The organism is Aquipseudomonas alcaligenes NBRC 14159, assembly GCF_000467105.1.
In the GTDB taxonomy this organism is placed as follows: Bacteria; Pseudomonadota; Gammaproteobacteria; order Pseudomonadales; family Pseudomonadaceae; genus Aquipseudomonas; species Aquipseudomonas alcaligenes.
The window spans coordinates 99,373-113,316 of sequence record NZ_BATI01000010.1; the positions used below are offsets into that span (position 1 = coordinate 99,373).

Here is a 13,944-nt window from a genome sequence, read left to right on the forward strand (position 1 = left end):
AGTGGTGTGTCGGCCTGGGGATCGGCGCTCATCTGAGCGCCGCGCGAGCGCGAAGTTCCTCAGCCCAGCGGCGGCAATTCCCTGCCCCACTGCTGGCGGTAACCCTGCAACAGCAACTGCCAGTCGCCGTCGTTCCAGGGCGAGTGGCGCCGCAACTGCCGCAGGTCATGCCGCGCCGCACGCTGGCGGCTGAGACGCCGGCGGCTCTTCTCCAGGTCGAGCAGGGCCACCTCCACACCGTCGCTCGCCACTTTCACGAACACGTGCTTGGCGTACAGGCAGCCATGCTGCCAGCGCCCCTGATGCATGCGCGCCAGGGTCGCACCTATTTGTTGCAGTAATGCGTCGTGCTGCTGCCCCGCACGTTCACGACCACCAGCGGCATACCAGCTCTCGATATCGCTGAAGCCGTCCAGCGCCTCGCTGACCAGCAGTCCCCGCCAGCCCTGCCCGGCCTGGCGACTGGCGCCGCAATAGACCAGGCGCGGCACGCGGATACCCAGGCGACTCAGCCCCAGCAGGGCATCGCGCTCGCGCAGCACGGTGGGCCGGCCGAACGGGTGACTGAGGCTGCGGCAAAGATGTCCGACCTGGCGCTTGGCATAGAGCAGCTGCCCCTGGTCAACCTGCAGGCGCTGCACGCCGCTTTCCCCGCCCCTGCGCTGGTTGGGCTCTTCGACCCATTCCCCCTGCAGTTGCCACCATTGCTCGAACTGGCTCAAGCCACCTGAAAACGCGAACACGGACAATCTCGACTCCCCGGAATATCTACCCAAACCGCCTCTACAGGGGTAACAACAGGTAACAGAATGAAGGCAAATGCCTGGATATGAAGCGCAAATCCAGGGCTTTTGCCGAAAACTGCGTCGACTTTGCAAGTGGCGTACCGACCTGACCCATGCGCCAGGATGGGCTCATGCCAGGTTGACCAGAAAGCGACACCCGCTCGGCTCCGCGTCAGACAACTCGACGCTCCAGCCCTGGCTCTCGCAGATCCGCTGCACCAGCGACAACCCCAGGCCGAGGCCCTCGCCGCGCGCCGAGCCGCCGCGTACGAAGGGCTGGAACATCGCCTCGCGCTCGGCGGCGGGAATGCCCACGCCGCTGTCCTCGACCAGGAAGCCATGCTCGCCCAGGCACAGCACGATGCGTCCCTGTTCGGTGTAGTGCCAGGCGTTGCGCAGCAGGTTGCCCATCACCGAACGCAGCAGCGGGCCGTTGTACTGGCCGTTGCCGGCGTGCTGCGGCCGGTACTCGAAGCGCAGCCCCTTGGCCTCGATGGCGGGGCGCCACTGCTCGACCAGCGCATCGGCCACCTCGCGCACACTGGACTGAGTGACGCCGCCGTCGTCCTGGCGCGAGCGCGCCAGCAGCAGGAAGGTCTGCACCAGACCGCGCATTTCCTCGGTGGCGGCGGCCATGCGCCGCACCCGGTCACGCCCGCGCTCGTCCAGGCCCGGGCTTTCCAGCAGCAGCTCACAGGAACTGGCCAGCACCATCAGCGGCGTGCGCAGCTCATGGCTGACATCGCTGGTGAACAGCCGCTCGCGCATCAAGGCGCGACGCAGCAGGCCCAGCGTGGTGTCGAAGGAAGCGGCCAGCTGGCCCACCTCGTCGCCGGCATAGTCACGCGCCAATTGTGGCGCCTCGTCGAGCAGCTGATCCGGCTGACGCACCTGGCGCGACAGGCGCACCACCGGCTCGATCACCTTGCGCGCCAGCAGCCAGCCGAGCAGGCCGGACAGCGCCAGGCTGATCAGGAAGCCCACCAGGACCACGGCGAACAGCAGCTGCTCGCGATCCTCGAATTCGCTCTGGTCCTGCAACAGCACATAGCGCCGGCCATCGACCAGCTGGACGAAACCGTGAAACGACTTGTCCTCGCGAAAGACTTCATGGAAGCCCGGTGACAGCTCCTGCAGATCCGCCGGCAGGGCGAAATCACCAAGGCCTCCGCTGAAATAGAACAGTTGCCCGGGCTCCGGCTCATGGCGCCAGTCGGACAGGCTTTCCATCTGCAGGAAGCGCCCGAGGTCGCCACCCAGCTCGCTGGAAATCAGCCGTTCCTCGACCTGATGCACTGTCTCGACGATGCCAACAGAGAACGTACCGCCAACCAGCAGGGTCATCAGTACGAAGGCGATGACGATGCGCCGCGACAGGCTTTGCCTGGACAGACCGTGGTTAAACGCCATCGACCCGCTCCGCCAGCCGGTAGCCGACGCCATGCACCGTGTGCAGCAGCGGCTGGCCGAAGGGTTTGTCGATCACCTGACGCAACTGGTGCACATGGCTGCGCAGGCTGTCACTGTCCGGGCAGTCGTCGCCCCACAGCGCTTCCTCCAGGACCTCGCGCCGCACCACGTGCGGGCTCTTCTGCATCAGCAGGGCGAGCAGCTTGAGCCCCACCGGGTTGAGCTTGAGCGGCTTGCCGCCACGGACGATCTCCAGGGTGTCGAGGTCGTAGCTCAGGTCGCCCACCTGCAGCAGGCGCTTGCCGCCGCCCAGGCTGCGGCGCAGCACCGCCTCGATGCGCGCGGCCAGTTCGGAGAGGGCGAACGGCTTGACCAGATAATCGTCGGCGCCGGCCTGGAATCCCTGCAGGCGGTCATCCAGCTGATCGCGGGCGGTGAGCATGATCACCGGCGTATCGCGGCGCGCGTCCTCGCGCAGGCGCCGACACAGGGTGTAGCCGTCGATACCCGGCAGCATGATGTCCAGCACCAGCAGGTCGTAGTGCTCGCTGCTGGCCAGGCGCAGGCCGGCCAGCCCGTCCTGGGCGCAATCCACCGTGTAGCCCTTGATCTGCAGGTAGTCGGCCATGTTGGCCAGGATGTCGCGATTGTCCTCGACCAGGAGGATGCGCATGAAAAACTCCTGTTCGGCCCTTGGCCGCTGAAAGTGGCGCAACGATATCCCAGCCTGGCGCCAGGTTCCGTGAATTGACGGCTTTTTCACATGGTTTTCACCGTCCTGCGACGCACCGCCGCGGAAACTGCCGCGCATCTCCGCTGCCATGGAAACTAGCATGCACCTGCTTCGCACCGCGCCCCTGCGCTACCTGTCCCTGTTGCTGGCCTGCTGGCTGGCGATTTTCCTCGCCACTCGCGGCCTGCTGCTGGTCAGCCACTGGCAGGAGGCCGGCGGTTTCGCGCCATCCGTGTTCATCGTCGGCCTGCTCTACGACCTCGGCTTTCTCGCCTACGCGGCACTGCCACTGGGCCTCTACCTGCTGCTGTGCCCGCCGTCCCTGTGGCAACGCCGTGGGCACCGGCTGATGCTCGGCCTGCTGCTGCTCACGAGTCTCTTCGCCATGCTGTTCGTGGCCACGGCCGAATGGCTGTTCTGGGACGAGTTCGGCGTGCGCTTCAACTTCATCGCCGTGGATTACCTGGTGTACTCCGACGAGGTGCTGAACAACTTGCTCGAATCCTATCCCCTGGGCCTGCTGCTGAGCGGCCTCGGGGTGCTTGCCGCGCTCCTGGCGCTGGCCCTGCGCGCGCCGCTGAGCAAGGCGCTGCTGGCGCCGCTGCCCAGTGGGCGCGACCGCGGCCTGGGCATCGCCGGCCTGCTGCTGATGGCGGGGCTGAGCCTGTTCCTGCTCGACCAGGACAGCCCGCGCGGCCTCGGCGGCAATGCCTACCGCCACGAGCTGGCGAGCAACGGTCCGTATCAGTTCTTCGCCGCGTTTCGTAACAACGAGCTGGATTACCGCCAGTTCTACTCCACCCTGCCGGACAGCCAGATCGCGCCGATCCTGCGCCAGGAGCTGAACGAGCCGACCGCAACCTTCACCGGCAGCGACCCGCTGGACATACGCCGCCAGATCGACAACCCCGGCATGCCGCGCAAACTGAATGTGGTGCTGGTGACCATCGAGAGCCTGTCGGCCAAGTACCTGGGCAGTTTCGGCGACCCGCGCGGCCTGACACCGAACCTCGATGCCCTGCGCCAGCAGAGCCTGTTCTTCAACAACTTCTATGCCACCGGCACCCGCACCGACCGCGGCCTGGAGGCCATCACCCTGGCGATTCCGCCAACGCCCGGACGCTCCGTGGTGAAGCGCATCGGCCGTGAGAGCGGCTATGCCAGCCTCGGCCAGCAACTCAGCGCGCAGGGCTATGACAGCGTGTTCGTCTATGGCGGCCGCGGCTATTTCGACAACATGAACGCCTTCTTCAGCGGCAACGGCTACCGTGTGGTGGACCAGAGCAGCGTCGACGAGGCGGACATCCACTTCAAGAATGCCTGGGGTATGGCCGACGAGGACCTGTATGCCCAGGCCATGAAGGTCGCCGATAGCGACCACGCCGCCGGCAAGCCCTTCTTCCTGCAGCTGATGACCACTTCCAACCACCGCCCCTACAGCTATCCGGACGGTCGTATCGATATCCCCTCGGGCGACGGCCGCGAGGGCGCGGTCAAATACACCGACTGGGCCATCGGCCGCTTCCTCGAACAGGCCAGGAACAAACCCTGGTTCGCCGACACCCTGTTCGTCTTCGTGGCCGACCACTGCGCCGGTAGCGCCGGGACGGAGGACCTACCGGTCGCCAACTACCACATTCCGCTGTTCATCCACGCGCCGAAGTGGCTGCCGCCGCGCCAGGACGGCCAGCTGGCCAGTCAGATCGACCTGGCACCGACCCTGCTGGGGCTGCTCAACCTGGACTACGAGTCCACCTTTTTCGGCCGCGATCTGCTCAAGCCCAGCAGCAACCCGCCGCGCGTGGTGCTCGGCAACTACCAGCACCTCGGCCTGTTCGACGGGCATGATCTGGCCATTCTCAGCCCGCGCCAGCACATGCGCCGTCACGATGATGCGCTGGGCGCCAGCCAGGAATATCGGGTGGATAGCCACGACCCGCTACTGCAGCGCGATATCGCCTACTACCAGGCCGCCAGCCATGGCTTCCAGCACGGGCTGCTGGCCTGGAAAGGCACACAACGTACGGAACTGCAGGTGGGCCAGCAATGAACACCTCGCCACACTTCGACCGCCGCTGGTGGTACGGCCTGCCGCTGGCCCTGCTCGCACTGATGCTGGCGTTCGAGCCCAGCGCCCTGGACTTCGCCTTCTCCGATCTGTTCTTTGTTCAGGGCCAGGGCTTCATCGGGCGCCGCAACGACTTTCTCGAGGACGTGCTGCATGACCGCGCCAAGCAGCTGGTGATCGTCATCGGCGTGCTGGCCATCGCCGGCTTCCTGCTCAGCCTGCTGCCGACGCGCCTGCGCCCACTGCGCCGCACCCTGGGTTATCTGGTGCTGGCCATGGCTCTGTCCACCAGCTTCGTCACGCCACTGAAGAAGGTCAGCCAGATGCACTGCCCGTGGAGCCTGCAGCAGTACGGCGGCGTGGAGCATTTCTCACCGCTGCTCGGCCCGCGTGCCGAGCCGGTGGAGAAACCGGGTAACTGCTGGCCTGGCGGCCATGCCGCCGCCGGCTTTGCCCTGTTCGCCCTGTTCTTCGCCCTGCGCAACAGCCACCCGCGCAGCGCCAGGGCCGCACTGATCGCAGCCCTGACGCTTGGCTCGCTGTTCTCCCTGGTGCGCATCGCCCAGGGCGCGCACTTTCTCTCGCACAACCTGTGGACCGCCCTGCTCTGCTGGCTGATCTGCCTGGGCCTGTACGACGCCATGCTGTATCGCCCGCAACGCGCGGCACTGCCCCTGCCGGCAGCGGCCAGGGCCTGAATCGCAGGCAAGAAAAAGCCCCGCACCAGGCGGGGCTTTTTCATGACAGCTCAGGGAGCAGGTCGGCTTACATCATGCCGCCCATGCCACCCATGCCGCCCATGTCCGGCATGGCCGGAGCGGCTTTGTCTTCGACGATGTCGGCGACCATGGCTTCGGTAGTGATCATCAGACCGCCGATGGAGGCCGCAGCCTGCAGGGCGGAACGGGTGACCTTGGCCGGGTCCAGGATGCCCATCTCGATCATGTCGCCGTAGGTGTCGGTGGCGGCGTTGAAGCCGAAGTTGCCGGAACCGTTCTTCACCTTGTCGACCACTACGCTCGGCTCGCCGCCGGCGTTGGAGACGATCTGGCGCAGCGGCGCTTCAACAGCGCGACGCAGCAGGGCGATACCGACGTTCTGGTCTTCGTTGTCGCCTTTCAGACCTTCGATGGCCTGCAGGGCACGTACCAGAGCCACGCCGCCGCCAGGTACCACGCCTTCTTCGACGGCAGCACGGGTAGCGTGCAGGGCGTCTTCGACACGGGCCTTCTTCTCTTTCATCTCGACTTCGGTGGCAGCGCCGACCTTGATCACGGCAACACCGCCGGCCAGCTTGGCCAGACGCTCTTGCAGCTTCTCTTTGTCGTAGTCGGAAGAGGTTTCTTCAACCTGCTTGCGGATCTGCGCCACGCGGGCTTCGATGTCGGCCTGAGCGCCGGCACCGTCGATGATGGTGGTGTTTTCCTTGTTCAGCACAACGCGCTTGGCGTTACCCAGGTGCTCCAGAGTGGCGCCTTCCAGCGACAGGCCGACTTCCTCGGAAATCACGGTACCGCCGGTCAGGATGGCGATGTCCTGCAGCATGGCCTTGCGGCGGTCGCCGAAGCCCGGAGCCTTGACGGCAGCCACTTTGACGATGCCGCGCATGTTGTTGACCACCAGGGTGGCCAGGGCTTCGCCTTCGACGTCCTCGGCTACGATCAGCAGCGGACGGCCGGACTTGGCCACGGCTTCCAGCACCGGCAGCAGTTCGCGGATGTTGGAGATCTTCTTGTCGACCAGCAGCAGCAGCGGGCCTTCCAGCTCGGCCACCATGGTGTCCGGCTTGTTGATGAAGTACGGCGACAGGTAGCCACGGTCGAACTGCATGCCTTCCACGACGGACAGTTCGTTTTCTAGGCCGGAGCCTTCTTCAACGGTGATCACGCCTTCCTTGCCAACTTTCTCCATGGCTTCGGCGATGATGTCGCCGATGGAGTTGTCGGAGTTGGCGGAGATGGTGCCGACCTGGGCGATGGCCTTGGTGTCGGTGCACGGCTTGGCCAGGTCTTTCAGCTGGGCAACGATGGCCGCGGTGGCCTTGTCGATGCCGCGCTTCAGGTCCATCGGGTTCATGCCGGCAGCAACCGACTTCAGGCCTTCGTTGACGATGGCCTGGGCCAGTACGGTGGCGGTGGTGGTGCCGTCACCGGCAGCGTCGTTGGCCTTGGACGCAACGTCCTTGACCAGCTGGGCGCCCATGTTCTCGAACTTGTCTTTCAGCTCGATTTCCTTGGCCACGGACACACCGTCCTTGGTGATCAGCGGAGCACCGAAGCTGCGATCCAAGACCACATTGCGGCCTTTCGGGCCGAGGGTGGCTTTGACGGCGTCGGCCAGGACGTTGACGCCAACCAGCATTTTCTTGCGAGCGGAATCGCCGAATTTGACTTCTTTAGCAGCCATTTTGCTTGTTCCTCAATTCTGTACGTTAAGACGGAGATGCGTCGGATCAGGCTTCGATGACGGCGAGGATTTCGTGCTCGCCCATCACCAGCAGGTCTTCGCCGTCGACCTTGACGGTGTTGCTGCCGCTGTACGGGCCGAACACCACCTTGTCACCGACCTTGACGGCCAGCGGGCGAACTTCGCCGTTGTCCAGGACTTTGCCGGTACCGACGGCGACGACTTCACCCTGGTTCGGCTTCTCGGCGGCCGAACCCGGCAGCACGATGCCGCCAGCGGTTTTGGTCTCTTCTTCGCTGCGACGGATGACGACGCGGTCATGCAGAGGACGAAGCTTCATTGTCGATCTCTCCTGATAGTGGTTTCACTGGCCGGCGAATGCGCCGGCGGGTTAGGCAAAACCGGCTTGGGGCCGGGCGCGGCACGCCGGTGGCGAGCCGCGGAAGTCTGTTCCACCAGCGGTGGAAACCTTGCGGTGAAAGCTAGATAGGGGCGCTCAAGGGCATTTCAAGGGCGGCGGGTGAAAATTTTTCTGCCTCAGCACCGCCCCGGCGTGCAGCGGCGCTCAATCGCGGCGCTGGTACTCGCCTTCGATGACCTGCGGCTGGGTCTGGCCGCTGCGCGCGGCCGGGTCATCGAAGAACGCACGCTGACGCAGCGCCTGCTCCTGGGCACGGCGCTGCAGCCGGCCGATCATCAGGCGGCGGGTGAAGGGAATCAGGCAGAGCAGGCCGAACACATCACTGATGAAGCCCGGCAACAGCAGCAGGCCGCCACCGACGGCAATCAGCAGGCCCTCGAACATCTCCTGCTCGGGCATCTCGCCACGCGCCAGCTTCTCGCGGGCACGCCAGGCCGTGGCCACACCGGCCACGCGCAGCAGCACGCTGCCGAGGATGGCGGTACCGATCACCAGCAACAGGGTGGGCAGCACGCCGATGGCGCTGCCGACCTGGATCAGCACGGCCAGTTCGAGGATGGGGAACAGCAGGAACAGAAACAGAAAAGCGCGCATCGCGAGGGTCCTTGGCGGAAGAACGGCTTCCGATGGGAATGAAGTATGGGGCCGGCGGCTTAATTCAAGCTGAGACCTGCCCGGCGGTCGGCCAGGCCTCGGCCCGAGCCAGCAAAACCAGGGCCTGGCGCACCGCGCCAGGGTTGTTACAGGATGTTGGAAAGGCCAGCCAGTGCAGACCCTTGCCGATGCGCAGGTGGAAACCTTCGCTGTCGATGCCGACCAGTTGGGCCGGCGTATGCGTGGGCAGCCCGGCCAGTTGTACGTAGTGGGCGATCGCGGCGGCGTGATCGGCGTTCATGTGCTCGAGCATGCCGCGCTCGGCGTCGCCGGCGTGCGGATTGGCCAGCTCGACGTCCTGCAGCCAGTGGATCGCGCCAAAGCCACCGATGAAGCGCCAGCGCACCGGCTGCAGCACCCAGAAATCGAAGTCATGGGCGCTGTGGTAGTCGCGCGAGTCGGGAAAATAGCGGTAGTAGCGCTCGGCAGCCGCCTCGATGGCGGAGGGTTCGACCAGCTGGCGCGCCTCGGCCAGCAGGGTCAGGCGTCCGGCGGCCTGCACATCCTCGGCGCCACGCTCGCCGACCAGCAGCGAACATTTGCCATCGCGCTGCAGATTGTGGGTGTGCTGGGCGATGCGGCTGATCAGGATCAGCGGCCGCCCCTGCGCATCCAGGCAGTAGGGCACCACTGATCCGAAAGGAAAGCCCGGCATGCTCTTGGAGTGGGTGGAAAGCACCCCGCGGTATTCCTTGAGCAGCAATTCTCGGGCATTCTTGGCGGCGTTTTCGCTCAATTTATGACTCCTCGCAGAGAATTCGTCGAAAACAAGACGAACAGGCGTTCGTAATCACCGAAACGCTGGCGAGGCCACCTGCTAGACCATTTGAGGGGTAGTGTTATGGAACTCAAAGACAAAGTCATCATCATCACCGGCGGCTGTCAGGGCCTGGGCCGGGCCATGGGCGAATACCTCGCCGCCAAGGGCGCCAAGCTGGCCCTGGTCGACCTCAACCAGGAGAAACTCGACGACGCCGTTGCCGCCTGCAAGGCCGCCGGTGGCGACGCCCGCGCCTACCTGTGCAACGTGGCCAACGAAGAGCAGGTGACCCACATGGTCGCCCAGGTGGCCGAGGACTTCGGCGCCATCAACGGCCTGGTCAACAACGCCGGCATCCTGCGCGATGGTCTGACCATCAAGATCAAGGATGGCGAGATGACCAAGATGAGCCTGGCCCAGTGGCAGTCGGTGATCGACGTCAACCTGACCGGCGTGTTCCTCTGCACCCGCGAAGTGGCCGCCAAGATGATCGAGCTGAAGAACACTGGCGCCATCGTCAACATCTCCTCGATCTCCCGCGCCGGCAACATGGGCCAGGCCAACTACTCCGCGGCCAAGGCCGGCGTTGCTGCCGACACCGTGGTGTGGGCCAAGGAGCTGGCGCGCTACGGCATCCGCGTAGCGGGCGTGGCACCGGGCTTCATCGAAACCGAGATGACCGGCAGCATGAAGCCGGAAGCTCTGGAGAAGATGACCTCCGGCATCCCGCTGCGCCGCATGGGCAAGCCGGCCGAGATCGCTCACTCGGTGGCCTACATCATGGAGAACGACTACTACACCGGTCGGATCCTGGAGCTCGACGGCGGCCTGCGCCTTTAACTTGGGTTTCGATCTGCTGCGCGTCGGCCAGGCGTTGTTGGAGAAGGCCCTGGGTCGCCAGCCCGGTCGGGCTGCTCATTTACACTCAGTAAACTCCGCGCCCTCGGCCCTTCTCCGCCTAGCCTGGCTCTAGCTCGCGAGATCGATCCGCCAGTCCGTAAAAAGCCCCGCATTGCGGGGCTTTTTGCATTCCAAGGAGCGCTACTTCTTACGCAACTTGGCGCAGTGATCCTCCGGCGCATTGGCGGCGGTGTACCAGACGTAATCGGCGCTGTCGGCAGCCGGTTGCTTGCCGACTTCGGCGAGGATCAGCACCAGGTTGCCTTCGCCGGCACCGAGGTCGGCCAGGTGCAGCGGCACGCCGAGGTCCTTGCGCACATGGAAGGCACCGGCCAGCAGCATGGCCGGTTGCGGCGCGGCAAGCAGGCGCTCGGCCATGCGTCGGTCGCGCTGCTGCTGCACGGCAAGCATGGCCGGGATCTGGCTGTCCGGCAGCAGGCCGCAATGCGACTCGCGAATGTCTGCCTGCAGCTTTTCCTGCACCGCCGGCGCGGCGGAGGCCGTGCCCTGCAAGGTCGGACGCGCCCGATAGATCTGCATGATCTCGGCCCGGTCCAGGTTGGCCGCCAGCAGCGGATAGGGCTGGCGCAGCTGGTACTGCACCAGCGCGCCATACAGCGACCAGTCCCAGCCTGGCTGCCAGGCCAGCGCGGCGATGGTATCCCGCGGCGCACGGCCGGCGCGCACCTCGGCCTGTACCTGCTCGACCCTGGCCTGCTGGTCGGGGTTGAGCATCTCCAGCAGCAGGCTGCCTTGCGCGCGCTGCGCCGCCAGTTCGCGCGACAGCCACAGCTGCAGGGCGTGATGATCGGGGTTGTCGTGCTGTTCGCCGACCAGCACCCGCGGCGCCTTGGCCAGGCGCTCGACCAGTTGCTGCGGGGTGATGACCTGGCCGCTTGCCAGCTCGACGATCTGCCCCAGCTGGGCATGGTCTCGCCCCTCGGGCGCGATGGGCGCCGGCGGCGGCAGCACACCACGCGATTGGCAGGCAGCCATCAGGGGTATGAGGCAGAGCAGCAGGATGCGCATGGTGAGTCCTCGTTGGTTCGATTACTGATATCAGCCGTAGCCCGGATGCAATCCGGGGCAGCCCATCCCGGATTGCATCCGGGCTACCTCAGCGCGCAATGATCAGCGGATGGCCACGCTCCGGGTGGCGCTGGATCAGCACGTCGAGGCCGAACACCTGGCGCAGCGGCTCGGCCTGCAGCACCTCGTCCGGCGTGCCGTAACCGTGTGGCCGCCCGCGCTGCAGCAGGAGGATACGGTCACAGTAGCGCGCCGCCAGATTAAGGTCGTGCAGGATCACCAGCACCGCCGCACCCTGGCTGGCGAAATCGCGCACGGCCTGCAGGGTGGTGTGCTGGTGCAGTGGGTCGAGGGCCGAAGTCGGCTCGTCGAGCAGCAGCACCTGCCCTGCCCCGCCCGGCCACAGCTGTGCCAGCACCCGCGCCAGGTGCACACGCTGGCGCTCGCCGCCGGACAGCGCCAGGTAGCTGCGCCCGCGCAGGTGCTCGGCGTCTGCGGCACGCAGCGCCGCCTCGACGATTTCGCCATCGCGTACGCGGCCGCTGGCATGCGGAAGGCGCCCCATGCCGACCACGTCGAGCACCGGGAAGGCGAAATTCAGGGTCGAACTCTGTGGCAGCACCGCCAGGCGCCGCGCCCGCTCCTGGCCGGACCAGGCACCCAGCGCGCGCCCGTCCAGGGTCACGCTGCCGGCGGCGGCCTCCAGCTCGCCACTCAGGGCACCGAGCAGCGTGCTCTTGCCGGCCCCGTTGGGGCCGAGCACGCCGAGCACCTGGCCCGGCTGCAGGTGCAGGTCGATATCGGCCAGCACGGTGCAGGGCCCGCGCCGGACACTGAGATTATCGGCACGCAGCATCAGGCTCGCCCCCGCACCAGCAGATAAAGGAAGAAGGGCCCGCCGAGCAGCGCCGTGATGATGCCGATCGGCAGCTCGGCCGGCGCCAGCACCAGGCGTGCGGCGAGGTCAGCCAGCAGCAGCAGGCTGGCTCCGGCTAGCAGGGAAGCCGGCAGCAGCACCCGATGATCCGGCCCGACCAGCAGGCGCATCAGGTGCGGTACCACCAGGCCGATGAAACCGATCAGGCCGGCAGCCGCCACGGCAGCACCGACGCCGAGGGCAGTGCACAGCACCAGCTCCAGCTTGATCCGTTCGACGTTGAAGCCCAGGTGGCGGGCCTCCGATTCCCCCAGCAGCAGGGCATTGAGCGCGTCGGCGCGGCGTGGCAGCCACAACGCCACGCCGAGGGTCACCAGCAGCAGCGGCCACAGCCTTGGGTAGCTGGCACCGTTGAGGCTGCCGAGGTTCCAGAACGTCAGGCTGCGCAGGGTGGCATCGTCAGCCAGGTAGGTGAACAGACCGACGCCGGCACCAGACATGGCGGTCAGCGCCACGCCGGCCAGCAGCATGGTGGCGACATGGGTCTGCCCGTCGCGGCGGCCGAAGCGGTAGACCACCGCAGTCACGATCAGGCCTCCAGTGAAAGCACAGATCGATAGCAGGTAGGGCGCCAGTGCCGGCGGCAGGCCGCCGATCATGCTGCCGCCGACGATGGCGATGGCCGCCCCCAGCGCCGCACCGCCGGCCACGCCGACCAGGCCGGGGTCGGCCAGCGGGTTGCGGAACAGGCCCTGCATGGCCACGCCGGACAGGGCCAGCACCGCGCCCACGCAAAGCCCGAGCAGGCTGCGCGGCAGGCGGATCTGACCAAGGATCAGCTCGGCCTGCTGCAGCTCGACGCCGCCGACCGGCACGCCGAGCAGGCGCAGCGCGGCCAGCAGGGTATCGCCCAGCGGCAGGCTCACCGGCCCCAGGGCCAGCGACAGCCAGAACGCGAGTAGAAGCAGCGCGCCCAGCGCCAGCAGCAAGGGGCGGGGTCGGAAAACAGGGTTCATCGGTCGAGTTCGGCCGTCAGTGCTTGCGCGGAAGGATAAAAGGCCGCCGACAGCTCGGCCAGCCCCTCGGGCAGACGCGGTCCCAGGCCACCAACCAGCAGGGTCGGGTCGAGGGCCAGCAGGCGGCCGTCGCGCACCGCACGGGTCTGCTGCAGCAGCGGATTATGCTTGAGCAGCGCCTGGCGCGCCTCCTCGCCGTGCAGGCTGCGGTCGGCGACGATCAGCACCTGCGGGTCCAGCGCCAGCAGCGCCTCGTTGGAGAGCGCCTTGTAGCCCTGATGCGCCACCGGGCTCTCGCCGCCGGCCTGCTCGATCAGCCACACCGCCAGGCTGCCCTGGCCGGCCGCCATGAGGTTGCTGCCGGCATGCCCGAGCAGCATCAACACCCGCGGTGGCGCCTGCCTGCGCTGTGCCTCTGTTACCCATTGCGCCTGGTCTTGCAGCTGTTGGCGGTAGGCGGCCATCTGTTCGCGCGCCTGCGCGGGCACGCCCAGCAGCTCGCCCAGGCGCAGGACATTGTGTTCCAGGGTCGCAAGGTCAGGCTTGGCCGACAGGCTCTCCACCCGCACCCCGGCCGCCGCGATCTGCGCCACCACCGGCGGCGGGCCCATTTCCTCGCTGCCGATCAGGATATCCGGGCGCAGCGACAGCACGCCTTCCGCGGACAGCGCACGCTGATAGCCGACACTCGGCAACTGGCGCAGCGACTGCGGGTGCAGGCTGGTGGTGTCGACGCCGACCAGCTTGCTCTCACCCCCGAGGCGCACCACCCACTCGCTGAGGGAGCCACCCGAGCTGACCCAGCGCTGCGGCAACTCGGCGGCCGCAGCGGCATGGCTGAACAGCAGGCTGCTGCACAGCAGAACGCAGTTGGCGAGGCGCATA

The 13,944-nt window shown here is 66.6% G+C and carries 14 protein-coding genes; 3 read left to right on the forward strand and 11 right to left on the reverse strand.

From position 1 onward, the window contains the following. Positions 1 to 59: 59 nt before the first annotated feature. The 3 genes from PA6_RS07915 to PA6_RS07925 form a co-directional block, all read right to left on the reverse strand. Positions 60 to 743, reverse strand: coding sequence for a lipopolysaccharide kinase InaA family protein (locus PA6_RS07915; RefSeq protein WP_043216456.1), 684 nt, complete (start codon positions 741 to 743; stop codon positions 60 to 62). A gap of 171 nt (positions 744 to 914) precedes the next feature. Further along, the gene (locus tag PA6_RS07920; RefSeq protein WP_021700380.1) at positions 915 to 2,195 is read right to left on the reverse strand and encodes a sensor histidine kinase; all 1,281 of its coding nucleotides are present in this window, start codon (positions 2,193 to 2,195) and stop codon (positions 915 to 917) included. Then, positions 2,185 to 2,868: a response regulator transcription factor gene (locus PA6_RS07925; RefSeq protein ID WP_021700381.1), complete on the reverse strand. Its 684-nt coding sequence runs from the start codon at positions 2,866 to 2,868 to the stop codon at positions 2,185 to 2,187. Before PA6_RS07925 ends, PA6_RS07920 begins: the two co-directional genes overlap by 11 nt. Before the next feature lie 160 nt (positions 2,869 to 3,028). Here PA6_RS07925 and PA6_RS07930 point away from each other — a divergent pair, with 160 nt between their 5' ends. Continuing rightward, positions 3,029 to 4,978, forward strand: a complete 1,950-nt coding sequence (locus PA6_RS07930) for an LTA synthase family protein (protein WP_021700382.1) — start codon at positions 3,029 to 3,031, stop codon at positions 4,976 to 4,978. Then, on the forward strand, positions 4,975 to 5,694 hold the full coding sequence (locus PA6_RS07935; protein ID WP_021700383.1) for a phosphatase PAP2 family protein: 720 nt from the start codon (positions 4,975 to 4,977) through the stop codon (positions 5,692 to 5,694). The genes PA6_RS07930 and PA6_RS07935 overlap by 4 nt, the downstream gene beginning before the upstream one ends. Before the next feature lie 67 nt (positions 5,695 to 5,761). Here PA6_RS07935 and groL read toward each other — a convergent pair whose 3' ends face one another. The 4 genes from groL to PA6_RS07955 form a co-directional block, all read right to left on the reverse strand. Beyond that, complete coding sequence (gene groL, locus PA6_RS07940; RefSeq protein WP_021700384.1) at positions 5,762 to 7,402, reverse strand: chaperonin GroEL; 1,641 nt, start codon at positions 7,400 to 7,402, stop codon at positions 5,762 to 5,764. Positions 7,403 to 7,448: 46 nt separating this feature from the next. After that, positions 7,449 to 7,742, reverse strand: a complete 294-nt coding sequence (locus tag PA6_RS07945) for a co-chaperone GroES (RefSeq protein WP_021700385.1) — start codon at positions 7,740 to 7,742, stop codon at positions 7,449 to 7,451. Between the two features lie 225 nt (positions 7,743 to 7,967). Next, the gene (locus PA6_RS07950) at positions 7,968 to 8,417 is read right to left on the reverse strand and encodes an FxsA family protein (protein ID WP_021700386.1); all 450 of its coding nucleotides are present in this window, start codon (positions 8,415 to 8,417) and stop codon (positions 7,968 to 7,970) included. A gap of 64 nt (positions 8,418 to 8,481) precedes the next feature. Beyond that, positions 8,482 to 9,213, reverse strand: a complete 732-nt coding sequence (locus PA6_RS07955) for a HugZ family pyridoxamine 5'-phosphate oxidase (protein ID WP_021700387.1) — start codon at positions 9,211 to 9,213, stop codon at positions 8,482 to 8,484. Between the two features lie 105 nt (positions 9,214 to 9,318). Here PA6_RS07955 and PA6_RS07960 point away from each other — a divergent pair, with 105 nt between their 5' ends. Continuing rightward, positions 9,319 to 10,077 (forward strand): SDR family oxidoreductase, encoded by a 759-nt coding sequence (locus tag PA6_RS07960; protein WP_021700388.1) that lies wholly within the window; start codon positions 9,319 to 9,321, stop codon positions 10,075 to 10,077. Positions 10,078 to 10,278: 201 nt separating this feature from the next. Here the strand turns inward: PA6_RS07960 and PA6_RS07965 are convergent, their stop codons facing one another. The 4 genes from PA6_RS07965 to PA6_RS07980 all read right to left on the reverse strand — a co-directional run bounded on the left by PA6_RS07965 (position 10,279) and on the right by PA6_RS07980 (position 13,943). Next, the gene (locus PA6_RS07965; RefSeq protein WP_021700389.1) at positions 10,279 to 11,166 is read right to left on the reverse strand and encodes a ChaN family lipoprotein; all 888 of its coding nucleotides are present in this window, start codon (positions 11,164 to 11,166) and stop codon (positions 10,279 to 10,281) included. An 88-nt stretch (positions 11,167 to 11,254) separates the two neighbouring features. After that, a complete protein-coding gene (locus tag PA6_RS07970) occupies positions 11,255 to 12,022 on the reverse strand; it encodes a heme ABC transporter ATP-binding protein (RefSeq protein WP_021700390.1) in 768 nt (255 codons plus the stop codon). Then, on the reverse strand, positions 12,022 to 13,059 hold the full coding sequence (locus tag PA6_RS07975) for a FecCD family ABC transporter permease (RefSeq protein WP_043216445.1): 1,038 nt from the start codon (positions 13,057 to 13,059) through the stop codon (positions 12,022 to 12,024). Before PA6_RS07975 ends, PA6_RS07970 begins: the two co-directional genes overlap by 1 nt. Then, the gene (locus PA6_RS07980) at positions 13,056 to 13,943 is read right to left on the reverse strand and encodes a heme/hemin ABC transporter substrate-binding protein (protein ID WP_021700392.1); all 888 of its coding nucleotides are present in this window, start codon (positions 13,941 to 13,943) and stop codon (positions 13,056 to 13,058) included. The genes PA6_RS07975 and PA6_RS07980 overlap by 4 nt, the downstream gene beginning before the upstream one ends. Between the last annotated feature and the right edge of the window lies 1 nt (position 13,944).

What these genes read in the sequence shown, in the direction of transcription:
- PA6_RS07920 (WP_021700380.1), bottom strand. Translation starts at nt 2,195, where the DNA reads ATGGCGTTTAACCACGGTCTGTCCAGGCAAAGCCTGTCGCGGCGCATC.
- PA6_RS07925 (WP_021700381.1), bottom strand. Translation starts at nt 2,868, where the DNA reads ATGCGCATCCTCCTGGTCGAGGACAATCGCGACATCCTGGCCAACATG.
- PA6_RS07930 (WP_021700382.1), top strand. Translation starts at nt 3,029, where the DNA reads ATGCACCTGCTTCGCACCGCGCCCCTGCGCTACCTGTCCCTGTTGCTG.
- PA6_RS07935 (WP_021700383.1), top strand. Translation starts at nt 4,975, where the DNA reads ATGAACACCTCGCCACACTTCGACCGCCGCTGGTGGTACGGCCTGCCG.
- groL (WP_021700384.1), bottom strand. Translation starts at nt 7,402, where the DNA reads ATGGCTGCTAAAGAAGTCAAATTCGGCGATTCCGCTCGCAAGAAAATG.
- PA6_RS07945 (WP_021700385.1), bottom strand. Translation starts at nt 7,742, where the DNA reads ATGAAGCTTCGTCCTCTGCATGACCGCGTCGTCATCCGTCGCAGCGAA.
- PA6_RS07950 (WP_021700386.1), bottom strand. Translation starts at nt 8,417, where the DNA reads ATGCGCGCTTTTCTGTTTCTGTTCCTGCTGTTCCCCATCCTCGAACTG.
- PA6_RS07960 (WP_021700388.1), top strand. Translation starts at nt 9,319, where the DNA reads ATGGAACTCAAAGACAAAGTCATCATCATCACCGGCGGCTGTCAGGGC.
- PA6_RS07965 (WP_021700389.1), bottom strand. Translation starts at nt 11,166, where the DNA reads ATGCGCATCCTGCTGCTCTGCCTCATACCCCTGATGGCTGCCTGCCAA.
- PA6_RS07970 (WP_021700390.1), bottom strand. Translation starts at nt 12,022, where the DNA reads ATGCTGCGTGCCGATAATCTCAGTGTCCGGCGCGGGCCCTGCACCGTG.
- PA6_RS07975 (WP_043216445.1), bottom strand. Translation starts at nt 13,059, where the DNA reads ATGAACCCTGTTTTCCGACCCCGCCCCTTGCTGCTGGCGCTGGGCGCG.
- PA6_RS07980 (WP_021700392.1), bottom strand. Translation starts at nt 13,943, where the DNA reads ATGCGCCTCGCCAACTGCGTTCTGCTGTGCAGCAGCCTGCTGTTCAGC.